This window comes from Corynebacterium kroppenstedtii (genome assembly GCF_016894245.1).
GTDB lineage: Bacteria > Actinomycetota > Actinomycetes > Mycobacteriales > Mycobacteriaceae > Corynebacterium.
On record NZ_CP069792.1, the window covers coordinates 1,479,537 to 1,496,137 of the forward strand.

Below are 16,601 nucleotides of genomic sequence, written 5' to 3' on the forward strand. Positions count from 1 at the left end.
GTCCCAGTAGTGCGTTAGTCTGGCTCCGTGATTAAGTACGACGCGGTTACCAAGATGTACCGGACGTCCACCCGCCCGGCCCTGGATGCCGTCTCTGTGACCATTGACAAGGGCGAATTTGTCTTCCTGATTGGACCATCGGGATCCGGCAAATCCACCTTCCTTCAGCTAATGTTGAAGGAACAGAATGTCAGTAGCGGGGACTTGTGGGTTGAGGATTTCCACGTCAATAAGTTGCCCAGGAAGAAGGTGCCACAGCTACGCCAAAAGATCGGCTACGTGTTCCAGGACTTTCGGCTCCTCCCGAAGAAGAATGTTTATGACAATGTCGCTTTCGCCCTGGAAGTTATTGGGACACGACGCTCGGCAATTGACAAGCGTGTGAAGGAAGTACTTGACCTTGTGGGGTTGGGGAGCAAGCGCAACCGCATGCCGAATGAGCTGTCCGGGGGAGAGCAACAGCGCGTCGCTATCGCTCGAGCCTCGGTCAACCGCCCTCTAGTTCTTCTTGCCGACGAGCCCACGGGCAACCTTGACCCGGACACCAGTGCCGACATCTTGACGCTGCTTAACCGGATTAATCAGATGGGGACGACGGTTATTATGTCGACACATGACGCAGGTGCTGTGAACGCCATGCGCCAGCGTGTGCTGGAGCTTCATTCCGGAAAGCTCGTTCGTGACGATGCCCGCGGCCTGTATGGCGTCGGAAAGTAGGGGAGGGCCCAATGAAGACTAGATTTGTTTTTCGCGAGGCCTTTTCGGGGTTGAGTCGTAACATGACGATGACTATCGCCATGATTATTACGACGGCGATCTCGTTGGCTTTGCTGGCCACCGGGTTTCTAGTGACCTCAGTGACGGCAAAAACTAAGGACATTTATCTGGATCGTGTTGAAGTCATGGTCCAGCTTGATGACAACATTTCGGCTAATGACAAAAACTGCTCTAGCAAGGAATGTAAGGAAGTTCAGGATAAGCTGAAGTCCGATGACGGTGTCGAATCGGTGACATTCCGTAGCCGCGAGCAGTCCTATGAGCATTTCAAGGAGCTGTTTCAGGACTCTGATCCCCGTCTTGTAGCAGATACGAGCCCTGACGCTCTACCGGCCGCCTTACACGTGCGGTTGAAAGATCCGCTGGATACGAAGCCTCTTGATGGCGTGAAGGATATGCCACAGGTCTCCGAGGTCGTTGACCAGGTTGATGACCTCCGCGGTGCCACGAATAACCTCAATGCCATTAGAAATGCGACCTTCGTGGTGGCGTTTGTACAGGCGATCGCTGCGGTGTTCTTGATCGTGAACATGGTCCAGATTGCGGCTTATTCCCGACGGCAAGAAACAACGATCATGCGGATGGTGGGTGCTACTCGGTGGTTTACTCAAGCCCCGTTCGTCTTGGAAGCGGTGTTGGCGTCATTCCTGGGATCGCTGGTGGCAATCGGTGGGCTTATCTTGGGCAAGGAATTTGTTCTCGATAAGACGCTCAAGAGCTTGTATGATTCCCGTTTGATTGTGCGGCTGACTTTAGCCGATATTGGAATGGTCTCGCCGATCATCATTATTGTGGGCGTAGTGTTTGCGGCCATTACCGCGCAAGCAACATTGCGCTGGTACGTAAGGGATTAGCACGCTGTGCGTAGCACGTAGCGCGATGTGCGTTGTGCGCATCGCGTTCGGTGCGCACTGTGTCGATGATGGAAATGTAGTTGTGAGGAGTTCGACGTGGCGAAAAAAGCGACATTAGTTGACCACGGGGCGGCTAAGGGTAAAAAGAAAGCCCAGTCGAAGGCGTCGAAAAAGAACGCGAACAAACGGTTGGTTGTTGCTACTAACCGGCGGGCGCGTCACGACTACACCATCCTTGATACGTGGGAAGCTGGGATTCAGCTCGTCGGGACTGAGGTGAAGTCCCTCCGCGAGGGGAAAGCGTCGTTAATTGATTCCTTCGCGACGATTGACGACGGCGAAGTGTGGTTGCAGCACCTCCACATTCCGGAGTATTCCAAAGGGCACTGGACGAACCATTCGCCCCGGCGGACGCGAAAGTTGCTGCTCCACCGCAACGAGATTGATTCCATCATGGGCAAGGTGCGCGACGGCAATAACACGCTGATTCCGTTGAGCCTGTATTTTTCCGACGGGAAATTGAAAGTGGAATTAGCTCTGGGCCGCGGTAAACAGGACTATGACCGTCGCCAAGATATCAAGCGTCGGACCGAAGAGCGGGAGGCAACTCGTGCCCTCGGCAGGCGCGTGAAGGGCCTGACGGGCTAGGGGCCGGTTTCGGGGTAGTAATTGCTGGCCAGATGTGATTGAGTATGAAAAATACTTAGCTGTACTGGCCTACTTGAGGGAGGAGCAATGATGGGGGACTCAGATCTGTTCGCTCCCGAAGTATGGGCCGCCCAGCATCCGACCCGTGGTGCCATCAAGTTAACCACCGCTACCCCTGAACATCTGCGCACTATCGACGCGGGTTGGCCGGAGATCATCACCGATGACAAAGACGAGGACGGGAAAGAGAAGGACGCAAAGGGTAAAGGGGGCTCGAAGGACGTCGACAAGGGAGTCGGCGAGGACGTCGAAAAAGACAAGGACGCCCCAAAGGATAAGGAAGAAAAGAAGCGACGGAATCAAGTAGAAGTTGCCCAAGCGTTCGCGAAATCCGACCGCGAGTTTAAGACTTCGATGGCGCGGCGAATCAAATGGGTCACGAAGCGGGGGAGACTAGGGCGCAAAACAGGAAGCTTTCTTGAACGATGGGAAGCGTCAGCATCCAAGGGATTGCTCCTTGAGATTGAAGACGAACCCTATGCCCGTTTAGAGAAGCTGTCGAAATATGTATTGCCCGCCGAGAAGCCCCTCAAGCCCGGTGAATACACCAATAGTCGCTCTCCCCGAGATAAACCGCGTGTTCAGGTCGATGTGAATCCTTTGGGGGAGCTGATGTCGGCCTTCTATAAAAAGGATAAGGATACTGTTTTAGCCCTCGAACCGCCTGCAGATTCCCGGTCAGCACGCCGTTTTGCGGAGATGCAAGAATCGCCGTGGAAGGGATTTCTCTATCCCATGATCGCGGGCACATCAAAGGCTGGATGGGCGATCTTTGTCTTTATTGTTCTTCCGCTCCTCGGCCGAATAGTCGATTGGCTTCTTGGTCTATTGCCTGACTTCAATATTCCGTGGCCTTCCATACCGTTGCCGCATATTCCCTGGCCTTCGATATCGTTGCCACATATCCCGTGGCCCCATATTTCATGGCCTCACATTCCATGGCCAGATTGGAACCTACCGTCAATCCCTCTTCCGGATTGGCTTGTTTTCCTTATTGACCATCCGAGGATGTGGGTTCCCATCGTTATCGGGCTCGTCGTCGGTGTGACGGCGTGGCGGAATCATAGGAAATCGGAGCGCGCGAAGAACACGAAACGCAACTTCGCGGCGGCTCAGCCTGACACCACATCTTCTGATAACGCGTCCCCCGTCAAGAAGTCTAAGGGGAATGACGTCGCCGTTGAAAATGATGAGCCAAGTTCCCAGCCCCTTGACTCATCTGAGAACCCGGAGTAACTTCGATTCTCCACGTTTGTTTCGCATGCGTACCCGCAAACGTGTGATGAGGGGCCGATTTTGGTTTCGACTCCGTTCTTCAAGCCAGGGGAAGCGTGCCGGTGCAGGCTAGAGACCACCGTTAAGCGTCGTAGCACATTGATAAGCGCCGAGAATACTCAGCGCGACTACGCTCTCGCTGCCTAATCTAGCGAAGCGTGTCTGTCAGCCCAGGTTCGTTCCCGGCCTGGATCCTGGCATCGTTGAGGGAACTCGCCACACCGTTGTGTTGTCGGGGCGTTGTGGGACTTCTTACTGACAACTGGGCCTGTCATCCAGACAAGTTCGCCTGATCTGGAAGGTCGAGCAGAGACTCCGCGCGAACTGCGCACGGAGAAGCCCTGGCGCGATGACGGAGGACCCGAGTTCGATTCTCGGCGGCTCCACCAGACACACCCCGGTCGTAACAGACCGGGGTTTCGTCGTACAAGTCATAATCCCCAGTCATCAACGTTGTATCGAACGTGCTTCAAGGGTGTTTATGAGTGAGGTCGGGCTGGGCTAGGACGTGGCGAGGTCACAATATATTATCGACGCTGTGCAAATTCGTCGTCCGCAAAAATACGAGCCGACTCATGAACCGGCTCTAGAGAGAAAGCCCATCCGAGGTGGGCTTGGCATATCTCTCGGGATGATCTTTTTAGCGGTTTGGGCGATTATTCGTTACACCTCGTCCAGTGTACGGAATAAAGATCTCGGCAATTTGTTTGTCTGGCCCTTGGACTTTTCCATTTATTACAAGGCTGTCCAGCACGTTTCCGAGGGACATAATTTGTATGGCAAGAACTATATTTTCAACTTACCCTTTACCTACCCGCCCTTCGCGGCTGTTGCGTTCACCCCAATGACATTGGTTGATCGCAAAACTCTTGCCGTATATTGGCAGATAGGCTCCTTGATTGTCCTCTTCGCGGTGATCTTAGGGATTTTGAGACAACGTGGCTATAAATGGTCGTTTTCACTTATTATCATTTCCTTGGCCACGGTATTCGCCTCATTTAATCTCTCAGCAGTTCAAGGCACCTTCTTTTTTGGCCAGGTCAATATTTATTTGATGGGCCTCGTGGCTTTGGATTTTCTTCGTCGCAAAACGAATTTTGGGCGTGGAATAGGAACTGGCCTTGCCGCAGGTATAAAACTTACCCCCGCGTTCTCGATACTCATTTTTATCCTCGAGCGACGATGGAAGGCGGTGATCACCGCTGTCGTCGTTTTTGCTTCAACAATCGTTGCCGGGTGCGTCATTATCCCGGACGGAGCGAAGTATTGGACCCACTACATGTTCAATACGGACCGGATTGGGCCCCAAAGTAACCCAGGGGCTCAGTCCCTCCGCGGAGTACTGTATCGGCTGCATATCGACAACCAAATGACGGTATGGATCGAGCTGTCGATTGCGATCGTCCTGGTTTTCTGCATTGCAGCCTATGGCGCTATTAAACGCGGTAACTTAGCGATGGCCATGTGCCTCTCGGGAATAACTGCGCCAATTATTGCCCCATTTTCATGGTTCCATCATTGGGTTTTCCTCGTCCCCCTAGCAGTCTTGCTTATCGACGCCATTACGCGTGGTCTCACGGCGCCAATCAGGTTGATTCAGAACGAGCGTGTGCGGTGGTCACTAGACCAGCTGGTGGGGTTATGCGCTGTGGTCCTCGTCAGCGTGATGTACATCCCGTTTGTCAGTCAGTACAGCGTGCCTGCTTTCAAGCACTTCCAACAGAATAAGTCCTCGGATCCAGCGATTATTCGTGGAAGTTTTGTGTACACCGGTATCGCTATTCTCGTTGTAGTTGCCCTGTGGTATTCGGTGGTTCTGGTTATCGACGCGGTTCGTGGCCGCGATGAGCAGGCGGCGTCACCAGATAACACATGGTTTGGCGATGGGTCGGGCAGGATAGATCGGGAGTCCCCAATCTTCGTGTCGCAGGGGCAAAGTGATTTTAGAGAGCATGAAGCCTGGGCCTATTACGGCCCAGAGATCAAGTAGTGCTGATAGGCACTAGGTGGATGATTACGTCCGGACGCTATCGGCGAGACGACGAAAAGAACCTCCGGCCACGGACGCCCGCGATGATCATCATGACCCCAAAGGCGGCGAGCATGATCCCCATCAAGATGGTCAAACTATAGAGGCTCGTCAGGGGAGCGATGATAAAGATGACACCCAAAATGATGGAGAGGATTCCGCTCCACGTCAGGTAGCTGGAGGATCCCGACACCCGGGAGATCACTCGGCCGGTGCTAAACGTTGTGAAACCTTGAGCTAAAGCCATGAAGCCGATTGCGATCACAATGACTGCGCCAAAACTTTGGGGTGAAATCAGGGCGCCGATGCCGGCTAGTACTAGGAGGATGCCGAAGAAGGCACCGATACCGGGGAGGACGGGGATGGATCTGTTAGTGAGACCAAACCAAACAAGTGTGCCTCCTGCGAGAATGGAGAAGATCCCAGCGGCCCACGCAAAAACGCTGATTCCAGCATGAGGCCAGATCGCCACAACGAGGCCGACGACCGTTGCTAGTCCTCCTAACAGTGCCAGCCATCCAGATCCTTTGGATGCAACCGCAGCTATAGGGCTTTCGCTCATTAAAGACCCAAGCCCACCAAAGCCTGAGCTGCTTCCACTCCCGGAGGTATACCTTGAGGAATATCCCCCAGCGCGATCGTAACCATCTGAGGACCGGTTGTTATTATGCGTCGAGCCACCGTCAGCCCGTCGGCCATCCGGGCCGTAGACAGCGTCGGGCTCGAAGGGATCGTCGGGAGTTCCCTTGCCTTTCTTGTTGCTATCGCCTGGCGTTGATGAATTATTAGTCATGATTCTCCAGTTCTCTATTGCTGCATTTCTGTGTTTCTTTATTTCCGTCCCCTACCTCCTTGTAAGGAAGGTAATTAATGGACGGAATTCATGGGGTGATAAGCGCCGACGAGATGGGTATCGACGATTCCCAATGCTTCCATAAGTGCAAACATTGTGGTCGGGCCGACGAAAGAAAAGCCCTTCTTCTTCAACGTGTCCGCTAGTCTTGTTGACTCTGGCGTGTGTGAGGGGATGTCGGATAATCGGAAAGGCCTGGACGCTGTCGGGGAAGCATAGGACCAGACCACGTCAGAAAGATAAGAATTTTCTTCGTGAAGGTTAAGAGTTGCCTGTGCGTTCCTAATAGTTGCTCGAATTTTTTGTTCATTACGAATGATTTTCGGGTTTGTCATCAGTGATGCCACCGCATCGTCGTTGAAAGTAGCGACGATGTGTGGGTCAAAGTTGGCGAACGCTTCCCGAAAAGCGGGTCGCTTACGCAAGATGGTAGACCACGATAATCCGGATTGAAACGCCTCTAGAGTAAGGCGTTCGAACACGCCCGATTCTGATTTCACCGGTACGCCCCATTCCGTGTCGTAGTACTCCATCAGCAGCGGATCCGATGCTGCCCATGGAGGACGTGCTCGCCCGTCTGCGCCAATCACGAGATCAGGAGACCGACGTTCGTGTGAGGTGTCCCTACCTTCTAGACCAGACATACTACGAGTGTGGCATACCGTGAGCTCGATATGCCCCAGTAACGGTTGCGGCTTTCCCGACCGGTTGCGGCTTTTCCAGGGAAGGGCCACCGCCAGCGAAGGGATCACCGCCAGTCGGTTCCCTGTTCTTTGAGGAATGCCGCACATTGCTCTGCATTTGCTTTCAATCGCGGATCCCAGTCGAGGTAAGCCTTGGTTTCGCGGGCGATGAGGCCTGAAAGTACGAGTAGACCGATCAAGTTAGGAATGGCCATCAGGCCGTTTGCGAGGTCGGCGAATGTCCACACTGTGCTTAGCTCCGTCGTTGCTCCGACAAAGACAATTGCGGTAAACACCATCCGGTAGGGGAGAGATCCCCAGCGCCCGAAGGCCCGCTGTGCGCATCGCTCGCCGTAATAGGACCACCCCAAGATCGTGGAAAAGGCGAAGAAAACGATGGATAATGACACGATTGTTCCGCCCCACTGGCCGGGGAGTGCGGAGGAGAATGCATCAGCTGTCATGGTGCCGGCAGCATCTTCACCGTGGTCCCACACCCCCGTCGTAATGACGACGAGCCCGGTGAACGTTACCACTATGATCGTGTCGATGAAGGTCTGAGTCATAGACACGAGGCCCTGTCGCACCGGGTGAGTGGTTTTGGCCGCTCCGGCTGCGATAGCTGCAGAACCCATGCCGGATTCGTTAGAGAAAATGCCTCGGGCTACACCCATTTGAATGGCAATGATGATCGACGATCCGGCAAATCCGCCTACTGCGGCAGTACCCGTGAATGCGTCGGTAAAGATAAGACCGAGGGCGTGAGGAATCTGATCGGCTTTCATAGCTAGGACTACAGTGCCGCCAACGATGTACACCAGGATCATCAACGGGACGAAACCAGATGTGATTTTCCCGATCGCTTGGATTCCGCCGAGTAACACCGCACCAACCAGAATAAACATGAAGATTCCGGACACCCATGGGTCAATGTCGAACGAATCCTCAAGTCCTGACGCGATAGCATTGGCTTGGGTTAAATTGCCGATACCGAAGCTGGCGATGATCGCAGCGATGGTGAAGAACCATCCTAGAAAGGTGCCAAAACCGTTGGGGATTCCTTTGGTCAGGTATCGCATCGGACCGCCGGACATCGTGCCCTGACTGTCAGTTTCGCGGAACCGAACTCCAAGGAAGGCTTCGGAATACTTAGAGGCCATCCCCACGAGGCCGGTGATCCACATCCATACCAGAGCACCGGGGCCACCCACTGAAATAGCTGTCGCAACACCGACAATATTGCCGACACCGACAGTCGCGGCGAGGGCCGTCGTTAAGGCTTGGTACTGCGTGATATCGCCTTCCCCGCCATCGTCTTCGCGGTCGAGCAACCCCAACCGTAAGGCTGAGAAGAGTTTACGGAACTGCACGGCTCGTAGGCGGTAGGTCAGCCACAGGCCGGTCCCCAGCAGCAGGGGGATGAGGACGAATGGGCCCCATACGACGGAATCGACGTCGGAGAGCCAGGAGGAGAAGGAATCCATGGATAAAAAGATACAGATTGCCTGTGAAGAAACTTATTAAATCCTCGGAAAATGTGAAGAATTAACATAGATGTAGCATCGCGCCACGTCGGTGAGGTAGTTCTTACCAGGCTTAATCAAAAAAGAAAAGGGATCGGCGGCGAGAATCGACCAGGAGTGGGTTACCGTGGCAATGCCCGTGAGGCTATGCTAGAGCTCCATTGCGAGGTACCCGGAAACGGATGTGCCGTTCACACGAAAGATGGAAGTACATGGATACGGTGGTACAGAGCGGAAACGCGGGCTCACAAGAAAGCCATAGGTCTCTCATTCTCGACATCATCAGCTTGATTACTCGGCTGGCTATGGCTGCTGTATGGATCATCAGTGGATTTTCAAAGTTGAGTGATTCATTACAGACTCAGCAGGCAATAAATGCGTATGAGATTCTTCCTAGAGATCTTATTTCACCTCTCGCGGCAGGGTTGCCGGTGTTTGAAATCGCGTTGGGTGTGCTGTTCCTTCTCGGGATTTTCTTGCGCCCAGCTGCGGTGATCTCGATCGGTCTATTGACTGTATTTATTATCGCGATCATTTCTGCGTGGGCCCGAGGGCTCAGTATTGATTGCGGGTGTTTCGGCGGTGGCGGAGCGGATCCTAACGCGGGCCCGGCTACCTATTTAACCGAGATAGGACGCGACCTCGGGTTTATAGTACTTTCGTTATGGACCGTGTGGCGGCCGTACAAGAGGTTCGCATTGCACCCGTAGTTTGCACTGACGGGTTCTAAAGAGGGCACCGGAGGGTTCCCTACATGAAAGGAATACGTAAACTAGGAAAGCTATGGGCGCGATGCTGGTTCGCGTCACCACTTGAAAAGTAAACTGCGAGGACTTCATTGAGTAGTAACAAGATTAAAGCGCCAAATGAGAAAAACAACGGCTTTATCTGGGCAATTGCCGTCATCGTTATCATTATCGCCGTGGTGATTGGCTTTGTCATTATTAATGACAAGAACAACAGCTCGTCCTCAAGTGACGCCGCGAAAGATCAAGCCGATGTCACAGCCGACTTCACTCTTGACGGCTCGACAGCGAACTTTAAGAGCAGCGATGCTAAATCAGACGTTCCCACCGTCGACCTGTATGACGACTTAACGTGTCCTCACTGTGCAGACTTGGAATCGAGCACTGGGTCATCCCTTCTCGACGCTGTCAATCAGGGAAAGCTGAACCTGAATATCCGCACGATGAACTTCCTGGATAAAGGTCAGAACGGAAAGCTTGACGAGCAGGGCCCAGCAACCAAGGCTTTGACGGCGCTGTACGCGGTGGCCAAGTCGGGTGACGGAAAGCTGTATTGGAACTATCGAGCCAGCCTGTTTGAAAACCAGCAGAAAGTTTATGGTTCGTGGGGCTATGACAACTTTGCAGACCTTGCCAAGGATATGGGTGCATCCAAGGGTGTCGTGAAAGACATCAAGGACGCGAAGTATCACAAGGACGCCCTGAAATTGGCTGAGGACAATGAAAAGAAGCTAACCAAGGAAGGCGATGGGCAGGTGTCTAGCCCGCGCGTCTTCGTCAACGGTAAAGAACTCAAGTTGCAGTCCTCTGACCAGCACACTTTCGAAGATTGGGTGCCCCGAGCCGAAAGTGGCAAGGTCGAATAAGCGATATTCACCGGGCCCGAAAAGACTCTCAATTAAGACGCGTCATATGAGGGAATCAGTCAACAAGAGACTGGTTCCCTTTTTCTCTGCCCTCTTCGGTGTCCCCTGTGGCGGCTACAGATACCGCTTGTGAAAAGCCCCCACGTGGGGATATGAGGGTGCGGCTTTCGTCGAAAAGGGGGAAACTGGAGGATGAAAGTTTGTATTGTCGCCAATTATCAGCGTTGTCTTATTTCTGAGGAGGCCCATCATGGCACACCCCCGCGCTGGCCAGCTAGCTCAGCCCGAGGATCTTATTGACCTCGCCGAACTTGTCACTGCGTATTACACGAAACATCCTGATCCGGAAAACATCGATCAGCAGGTCGTTTTTGGCACGTCGGGGCACCGGGGGTCATCACTGGACACCGCCTTTAATGAGGATCACATTCTTGCAACGACGCAGGCCATCGTCGATTACCGCACAAAAGAAGGCATAGACGGTCCGCTATTTGTTGGGCGGGATACGCATGGTTTGTCAGAGCCAGCGATGATTTCTGCCCTGGAGGTCCTCGTCGGCAACAAAGTGACGACGCTTGTGGATTCCGCGGGGAAGTACACGCCGACGCCTGCTGTGTCCCACGCGATTCTTACGCATGAGCATCCGAAGGCTGATGGCATTGTGATCACGCCGTCTCACAATCCACCGCGGGACGGAGGCTTTAAATACAATCCCCCGACGGGTGGCCCTGCCGGGACGGATGCAACCGGGTGGATCGCGGATCGTGCTAACGAGTACATCGCGCAGGGGCTCAAAGGGGTCACACGCACGCCTGTCAGCGGCGTCACGGATTGGGGAGATTACCTCCGGCCCTTCGATTTCATGTCGGATTACATTGATGACCTTCCGTCGATCGTCAATCTTGATGCGATTCGCGATGCAGGGGTCCGCATTGGTGCTGATCCGATGGGTGGTGCATCGGTCGATTACTGGGGTGCGATTGCAGATAAGCACCGGCTAGATCTCACCGTGGTTAACCCGCTGGTCGATGCGACATGGCGCTTCATGACCCTGGATACAGACGGTAAAATCCGCATGGATTGCTCCAGCCCGAATTCAATGGCGTCGTTGGTGCATAACCGCGATAAGTACGACATCGCGACGGGCAATGATGCCGATTCTGACCGCCACGGCATAGTTACTCCCGACGCTGGTCTGATGAATCCGAACCACTATCTGGCCGTCGTCATTGATTATCTTTTCGCGCATCGCCCGCAGTGGGCAGATTCGACGGCCGTCGGGAAGACGGTGGTGTCGTCGTCGATGATTGACCGTGTCGTGGAAAAACTCGGCCGCAAGCTTGTTGAGGTTCCTGTTGGTTTTAAGTGGTTCGTCCCGGGTCTGATATCAGGCGAGATTGGTTTCGGTGGCGAAGAGTCGGCGGGGGCTTCATTCCTCCGCTTCGACGGAACCGTGTGGTCAACGGATAAGGACGGGTTGATTCTTAACCTGCTGGCCAGCGAAATCAAAGCGGTAACGGGCAAGACGCCGTCCGAGCGGTACGCGGAATTGACGGAGGAGTTTGGCGCTCCCGCCTACGCGCGTACCGACGCCGAGGCTAACCGTGAACAGAAAGATCGGTTGAAGAAGTTGTCCCCGTCGGACGTCACCGCGACGACTCTGGCTGGGGAGGAGATCACGAACAAGCTGACCGAAGCGCCCGGTAACAATGCGGCGATTGGCGGACTGAAAGTCGTGACAGAGAACGCGTGGTTCGCTGCTCGGCCCTCGGGCACCGAAGATAAATACAAGATTTATGCGGAGTCCTTCAAAGGTGACGATCACTTGGCCGACGTTCAGCACGAGGCGCAGCAGCTTGTTGAAGGCGTTCTAGGCAAATAAAGGCCTGGCCTTATCAAGGCCCGGTCTTTTCCAGTACGTACAACAAAATCCCTGGTCAACATTGACCAGGGATGATGTGGAGCTAACGGGACTCGAACCCGTGACCCCCACACTGCCAGTGTGGTGCGCTACCAGCTGCGCCATAGCCCCTTAGACCACGATTAATTTACTCATCAAGAAGATTTTAGACAAATCACCAGGTGGGTAGGTTTATTCCGTTGACAGATAGTTGCTAATGAGTCAGCAGAGTGTCGGCGTACGTGCGCAAATTTTGTCGGTCTGGGGTCTCTTTTCCGCGTACACTGAGTGTGTAAGTAAGTGTCCACTCACTTGATGTGTCTTTCTGGTCACTTACCCCCCGATATCGATGGTGCGCTGCTTCGAATGAGTGGGGAAATAGCGTTACGGAAGGATTCATGATGCAGAAGGTCGCATTTATAACCGGCGCTGGTCAGGGTATTGGTGAGGCTATCGCAAAGCGGTTAGCCGACGACGGTTTTGCCATCGCCGTGGCGGATTTTAACAATGACACGGCAGAAAAAGTCGCCCAGGACATTTCGGCGCAGGATGGTGGTAAGGCTATCGCTGTACACGTTGATGCATCGGATCGCGATTCTGTCTTCGCGGCTGTCGACGAGACCGTTGAGAAACTGGGGCGTCTGGACGTCGTCGTTAATAATGCTGGTCTTGGCCCGACGACCCCGCTGGAAGATATCACCCCTGAGCTGTACCACAAGGTGTTCGACGTTAACGTTGGCGGAACCCTCTGGGGAATCCAGGCTGCGATGAAGTACATGAAAGAGACTGGCGGAAAGATTATTAACGCGTCGTCGCAGGCAGGCCAGGTGGGTAACCCTGAATTGGCCGTTTACGGTGCTACGAAGTTCGCTATTCGGGGTATTACTCAGACGGCTGCTCGTGATCTTGCGAAGTATGGGATTACGGTCAACGCTTACTGCCCGGGCATTGTGGATACGCCGATGATGCGTGGTATTGCTCAGGAGGTTGCTGACAACGCTGATAAGCCATTCGAGTGGGGGATGGAGCAGTTCGCGCAGAATATTACGTTGGGTCGTTTGTCAAAGCCCGAGGATGTAGCGGCATGTGTGTCATATCTTGCCGGCCCAGACTCGGATTACATGACAGGGCAAGCGCTCCTGATTGATGGTGGCATGGTCTTTAATTAGGCCCCTTAGCTGCGATAGTGCCAGTCAGTGGTGCATGGGAATACTTTTCATGACGGTTTGTTGATATGTCATGTAAATGTTTTTCCCACCATCGAGGGAAGGATTGAACGATGCAGTTCGGACTATTCACTGTTAGCGACATCACTACTGATCCCACTACTGGAAAGACGCCTACCGAGCATGAGCGCATCCAGGCTTGGGACGCGATGGCCCGCAAAGCGGAAGAGGTTGGCTTAGATGTTTTCGCGATCGGCGAGCATCACAACCCTCCGTTCTTCTCCTCGAGCCCCACGACGGCACTGGCGCACCTCGCCGCCAAATACCCGAAACTGCTGTATTCGACGTCTACCACGCTGATTACCACCAATGATCCAGTGAAGATCGCTGAAGACTACGCCATGCTGCAGCACCTCACTGACGGCAACATCGATCTCATGATGGGACGGGGCAACACCGGTGCGGTGTACCCGTGGTTCGGTAAAGATATCCGTAAGGGTATTCCGCTGGCTATTGAGAACTACCACCTACTGCGCCGGCTATGGCGCGAAGACGTGGTGAATTGGAAGGGTGAGTTTCGTACCTCACTCCAAAGCTTTACGAGCACCCCGCGACCGTTGGACGATACGCCACCATTTGTGTGGCATGGTTCCATCCGCTCGCCAGAAATCGCAGAGCAGGCCGCTTATTATAGCGACGGTTTCTTCCACAACAACATTTTCTGGAATATCGAGCACACCCAGCAGATGGTGAAGCTTTACCGCGAGCGCTATGAGCACTACGGCCACGGATCTGCCGACGAAGCAATCGTCGGCCTTGGTGGTCACGTTTTTATGGCGGAGACGGAAGCAGAAGCTAAAAAGTTCTTCCGCCCCTATTTTGATAATGCACCTGTTTATGGCCACGGCCCAACGCTCGAAGAGTTTGAAGCCATGACCCCGTTGACCGTTGGTACGCCGGAGCAAGTTATAGAAAAGTACCTGGGGTACGCCGATGCTGTTGGGGACTATCAGCGTCAGCTATTCCTGGTTGATCATGCCGGTGTGCCGCTGGACAACGTACTGGAGCAGATCGAAATCCTGGGGAAGGAAGTCGTCCCGGTGTTGCGTCGCGAGTTTGAGGCGCGACGCCCAGCGCACGTCCCATCGGATCCCCCGACGCATGCATCGCTGGTGGCTCAAGGGCCGGATTCTCCGTTCCACCTCGTCCAGCCGGTTAAGGCATATGAAGAAAATAGCTAAGCTACCGTGCATTCGTAGCTAGCCATTAATTCATCGGTGAAGCAGAAAGGCGTAACGAATAATGAAGAAGGTCGCGGTTATTAACGCAGGCGTGGGGACCCCTTCGAACACCAAGATGCTAATTGACTCTATTACTGGAGCATTGGAGTCCCAAGTGTCCAAGCGCGGCGACGCAGTCGAGATTGAGATAATTAACTTGCGGCCGCTCGCTAAAGAATTAGCCACAGTGATGACCACTGGTATGGCCGGTGAGAAGTTAACCCAAGCAAAGAAAACGCTCTCAGCTGCCGACGGCGTGATCGCAGCCTCCCCCGTGTTTACCTCGAGTTACACCGGACTATTCAAGATGTTCATGGATTCCTTGGACACCAATGCCCTCAACGGCATGCCGGTCTTGATCGCGGCCACAGCGGGTAGTCCTCGCCATGCGCTCATGCTCGATTACTCGATGCGTCCACTGTTTACATACTTGCGCGCCACGGTCATGCCCACAGGTGTCTTTGCTGCTACAGAGGACTTTGGCCAAGAGACTGACCTCACGCGCCGGGCCAATCGTGCGGCTTCGGAACTTGCCGGTTATCTCTTGGCGACGACGGGAGCTGTGGAGGGATTCGGCCCAGACCTGACAGAGGCGGCCCCTGAGCGCAAGGACGGCGTGAAAGTCTCCCACTCCCGCGACTTTGAGGACCTTTTACGTGGTCACGAGGGGTAACGGTTGCTGAGAGGCGTGGTGCTGGGGAAACTCCGGTGAGCTAGAGTTCCTCAGTCGCCTGCACAGCGATGTCATCCTCGCCCGGCTTTGATGGGGCGGGGATTTTTTGTGCTTCATCAGGACTAATTCGACGTTCCCGCGTCCGAGGCTCCAGTGAGACTGGACGCCCGGTTTCCAGCGACTCCTTAACCGCTTCACACACGCGTATGTCGAGCAGGCCCTCCTCTCCGTTGGGCTCCGGGGATTTGTTCTCGTTGACGCATCTCAGGAAATAGCGGGTCTCACCAGCGAATTGATCCTTGGCATTGTAATGCCATTCTTCGGTGGTATCAGTACCGCTGCCTTCTTCGTCGGCAATTGAAACAGTCGCGTGAAGATCGGAGCCTTCACCCCACATGTACGCCGACGGGGATACCACCGTTCCCTTCGACGCTGCCAGTGTGAAACCTTCGGCTGAGGACGTCGAATAGCTCGTCGTAAATTGGGCAGTCCGTCCACTATCGAATCCAAGAGAAACACTGACCGTGGGTGTGGTGTCCAGGCCGGTACCCTCGTGGTGGCCACCGATCGCGTACACGGTCGTCGGTTCCTCTTCATATAGGTTCCGAGCCATATTGAGTGCATAGACCCCGAGATCGGGAACCGGGCCACCCCAGAATCCGTGGTTGGCGCGGTGATTCTCCGGGTTAATGGTGTGGCTGAACTGGGATGTGAAATAACGCGCCTCGCCAAGTTTGCCCGAGCGGACAAGCTCCACAAGGTCAGTCATGAACGGGTCCGTATGCATGCGGTAGGCGAGCATGAGCGTTGTGCCCGTTTTATCGGCCGCGTCGAGCATAGCTTGACAGTCGTCGACCGACGGAGCCATTGGCTTTTCACACAACACGGGAATGCCAGCGTGAAGTGCGGGGATGGTGAATTCGCGGTGACGGTCAACCGGCGTCGCAACGTAGACAGCGTCGATATCGCCGGAGTCGAGGAGTTCCTGGTATCGGTCATAGGAATAGCCGGGGACGTGATAGCGCTCGGCCTTGTTGGGATCCGACGTGACGACGGCGTCTAGCTGTGCCTCGGGTAATTGCGCGAGTCCAGGAAGGAAGGCTTGTTGCGCGATTTGTCCGAGTCCAACCACGGCAAAACGATAAGGGTGGCCAGGTGAGTCTGGGGTCGTGTTCGATGATGTGTTTTCCACGGTGTTATCCGACATAGAAGCCAGCGTAGGTCGGGATCCTCGGTCGCGTCGAGTGTACGAGGGTGACGGCTGCGGG

At 54.3% G+C, this 16,601-nt stretch carries 15 protein-coding genes, 1 tRNA gene and 1 other RNA gene; 12 read left to right on the forward strand and 5 right to left on the reverse strand.

Annotated features, from left to right (window positions below; genetic code table 11):
• Positions 1 to 27 precede the first annotated feature (27 nt).
• The 6 genes from ftsE to I6J23_RS06465 all read left to right on the forward strand — a co-directional run bounded on the left by ftsE (position 28) and on the right by I6J23_RS06465 (position 5,604).
• A complete protein-coding gene (gene ftsE, locus I6J23_RS06440) occupies positions 28 to 717 on the forward strand; it encodes a cell division ATP-binding protein FtsE (protein ID WP_204581370.1) in 690 nt (229 codons plus the stop codon).
• A gap of 11 nt (positions 718 to 728) precedes the next feature.
• Positions 729 to 1,631 (forward strand): permease-like cell division protein FtsX, encoded by a 903-nt coding sequence (gene ftsX / locus I6J23_RS06445; protein ID WP_204581371.1) that lies wholly within the window; start codon positions 729 to 731, stop codon positions 1,629 to 1,631.
• A 96-nt stretch (positions 1,632 to 1,727) separates the two neighbouring features.
• Complete coding sequence (smpB, locus tag I6J23_RS06450) at positions 1,728 to 2,279, forward strand: SsrA-binding protein SmpB (RefSeq protein WP_046202618.1); 552 nt, start codon at positions 1,728 to 1,730, stop codon at positions 2,277 to 2,279.
• Between the two features lie 87 nt (positions 2,280 to 2,366).
• Complete coding sequence (locus I6J23_RS06455; protein WP_204581372.1) at positions 2,367 to 3,575, forward strand: hypothetical protein; 1,209 nt, start codon at positions 2,367 to 2,369, stop codon at positions 3,573 to 3,575.
• 50 nt (positions 3,576 to 3,625) lie between these two features.
• Positions 3,626 to 4,003: a transfer-messenger RNA gene (gene ssrA / locus I6J23_RS06460) on the forward strand.
• Between the two features lie 149 nt (positions 4,004 to 4,152).
• Positions 4,153 to 5,604, forward strand: a complete 1,452-nt coding sequence (locus I6J23_RS06465; protein ID WP_204581373.1) for a glycosyltransferase 87 family protein — start codon at positions 4,153 to 4,155, stop codon at positions 5,602 to 5,604.
• 37 nt (positions 5,605 to 5,641) lie between these two features.
• On the opposite strand, the gene I6J23_RS06470 is transcribed toward I6J23_RS06465, so the two are convergent.
• The 3 genes from I6J23_RS06470 to I6J23_RS06480 all read right to left on the reverse strand — a co-directional run bounded on the left by I6J23_RS06470 (position 5,642) and on the right by I6J23_RS06480 (position 8,663).
• Complete coding sequence (locus I6J23_RS06470; RefSeq protein WP_204581374.1) at positions 5,642 to 6,436, reverse strand: HdeD family acid-resistance protein; 795 nt, start codon at positions 6,434 to 6,436, stop codon at positions 5,642 to 5,644.
• Positions 6,437 to 6,510: 74 nt separating this feature from the next.
• Positions 6,511 to 7,140, reverse strand: coding sequence for a DNA-3-methyladenine glycosylase I (locus I6J23_RS06475; RefSeq protein ID WP_204581375.1), 630 nt, complete (start codon positions 7,138 to 7,140; stop codon positions 6,511 to 6,513).
• 104 nt (positions 7,141 to 7,244) lie between these two features.
• Positions 7,245 to 8,663, reverse strand: coding sequence for an alanine/glycine:cation symporter family protein (locus I6J23_RS06480; RefSeq protein WP_204581376.1), 1,419 nt, complete (start codon positions 8,661 to 8,663; stop codon positions 7,245 to 7,247).
• A 251-nt stretch (positions 8,664 to 8,914) separates the two neighbouring features.
• Here I6J23_RS06480 and I6J23_RS06485 point away from each other — a divergent pair, with 251 nt between their 5' ends.
• The 3 genes from I6J23_RS06485 to pgm all read left to right on the forward strand — a co-directional run bounded on the left by I6J23_RS06485 (position 8,915) and on the right by pgm (position 12,196).
• Positions 8,915 to 9,412, forward strand: a complete 498-nt coding sequence (locus I6J23_RS06485) for a MauE/DoxX family redox-associated membrane protein (protein ID WP_239454857.1) — start codon at positions 8,915 to 8,917, stop codon at positions 9,410 to 9,412.
• Between the two features lie 128 nt (positions 9,413 to 9,540).
• Complete coding sequence (locus I6J23_RS06490; protein WP_204581378.1) at positions 9,541 to 10,314, forward strand: DsbA family protein; 774 nt, start codon at positions 9,541 to 9,543, stop codon at positions 10,312 to 10,314.
• 250 nt (positions 10,315 to 10,564) lie between these two features.
• Positions 10,565 to 12,196, forward strand: a complete 1,632-nt coding sequence (pgm, locus tag I6J23_RS06495; protein WP_204581379.1) for a phosphoglucomutase (alpha-D-glucose-1,6-bisphosphate-dependent) — start codon at positions 10,565 to 10,567, stop codon at positions 12,194 to 12,196.
• A gap of 77 nt (positions 12,197 to 12,273) precedes the next feature.
• On the opposite strand, the gene I6J23_RS06500 is transcribed toward pgm, so the two are convergent.
• Positions 12,274 to 12,346: transfer RNA gene (locus tag I6J23_RS06500), tRNA-Ala, on the reverse strand.
• Positions 12,347 to 12,615: 269 nt separating this feature from the next.
• On the opposite strand from I6J23_RS06500, the gene I6J23_RS06505 reads away from it, so the two are divergent.
• From I6J23_RS06505 to I6J23_RS06515, 3 genes are all read left to right on the forward strand, one after another.
• Entirely contained in the window at positions 12,616 to 13,383 is a 768-nt protein-coding gene (locus I6J23_RS06505) for a (S)-acetoin forming diacetyl reductase (RefSeq protein WP_204582963.1), read from the forward strand.
• A gap of 110 nt (positions 13,384 to 13,493) precedes the next feature.
• Positions 13,494 to 14,621 (forward strand): LLM class flavin-dependent oxidoreductase, encoded by a 1,128-nt coding sequence (locus tag I6J23_RS06510; RefSeq protein ID WP_204581380.1) that lies wholly within the window; start codon positions 13,494 to 13,496, stop codon positions 14,619 to 14,621.
• Between the two features lie 61 nt (positions 14,622 to 14,682).
• Positions 14,683 to 15,333 carry a CE1759 family FMN reductase gene (locus I6J23_RS06515; RefSeq protein WP_204581381.1) on the forward strand — a complete coding sequence of 217 codons (651 nt, stop codon included), beginning with the start codon at positions 14,683 to 14,685 and terminating at the stop codon, positions 15,331 to 15,333.
• 40 nt (positions 15,334 to 15,373) lie between these two features.
• On the opposite strand, the gene I6J23_RS06520 is transcribed toward I6J23_RS06515, so the two are convergent.
• Complete coding sequence (locus I6J23_RS06520) at positions 15,374 to 16,540, reverse strand: Gfo/Idh/MocA family protein (RefSeq protein WP_204581382.1); 1,167 nt, start codon at positions 16,538 to 16,540, stop codon at positions 15,374 to 15,376.
• Positions 16,541 to 16,601 lie beyond the last annotated feature (61 nt).

Coding starts and splice junctions, on each gene's coding strand:
- I6J23_RS06510 (WP_204581380.1), top strand. CDS start 13,494: ATGCAGTTCGGACTATTCACTGTTAGCGACATCACTACTGATCCCACT.
- I6J23_RS06475 (WP_204581375.1), bottom strand. CDS start 7,140: ATGTCTGGTCTAGAAGGTAGGGACACCTCACACGAACGTCGGTCTCCT.
- I6J23_RS06455 (WP_204581372.1), top strand. CDS start 2,367: ATGATGGGGGACTCAGATCTGTTCGCTCCCGAAGTATGGGCCGCCCAG.
- I6J23_RS06520 (WP_204581382.1), bottom strand. CDS start 16,540: ATGTCGGATAACACCGTGGAAAACACATCATCGAACACGACCCCAGAC.
- I6J23_RS06480 (WP_204581376.1), bottom strand. CDS start 8,663: ATGGATTCCTTCTCCTCCTGGCTCTCCGACGTCGATTCCGTCGTATGG.
- I6J23_RS06485 (WP_239454857.1), top strand. CDS start 8,915: ATGGATACGGTGGTACAGAGCGGAAACGCGGGCTCACAAGAAAGCCAT.
- I6J23_RS06505 (WP_204582963.1), top strand. CDS start 12,616: ATGCAGAAGGTCGCATTTATAACCGGCGCTGGTCAGGGTATTGGTGAG.
- I6J23_RS06515 (WP_204581381.1), top strand. CDS start 14,683: ATGAAGAAGGTCGCGGTTATTAACGCAGGCGTGGGGACCCCTTCGAAC.
- ftsX (WP_204581371.1), top strand. CDS start 729: ATGAAGACTAGATTTGTTTTTCGCGAGGCCTTTTCGGGGTTGAGTCGT.
- pgm (WP_204581379.1), top strand. CDS start 10,565: ATGGCACACCCCCGCGCTGGCCAGCTAGCTCAGCCCGAGGATCTTATT.
- I6J23_RS06470 (WP_204581374.1), bottom strand. CDS start 6,436: ATGACTAATAATTCATCAACGCCAGGCGATAGCAACAAGAAAGGCAAG.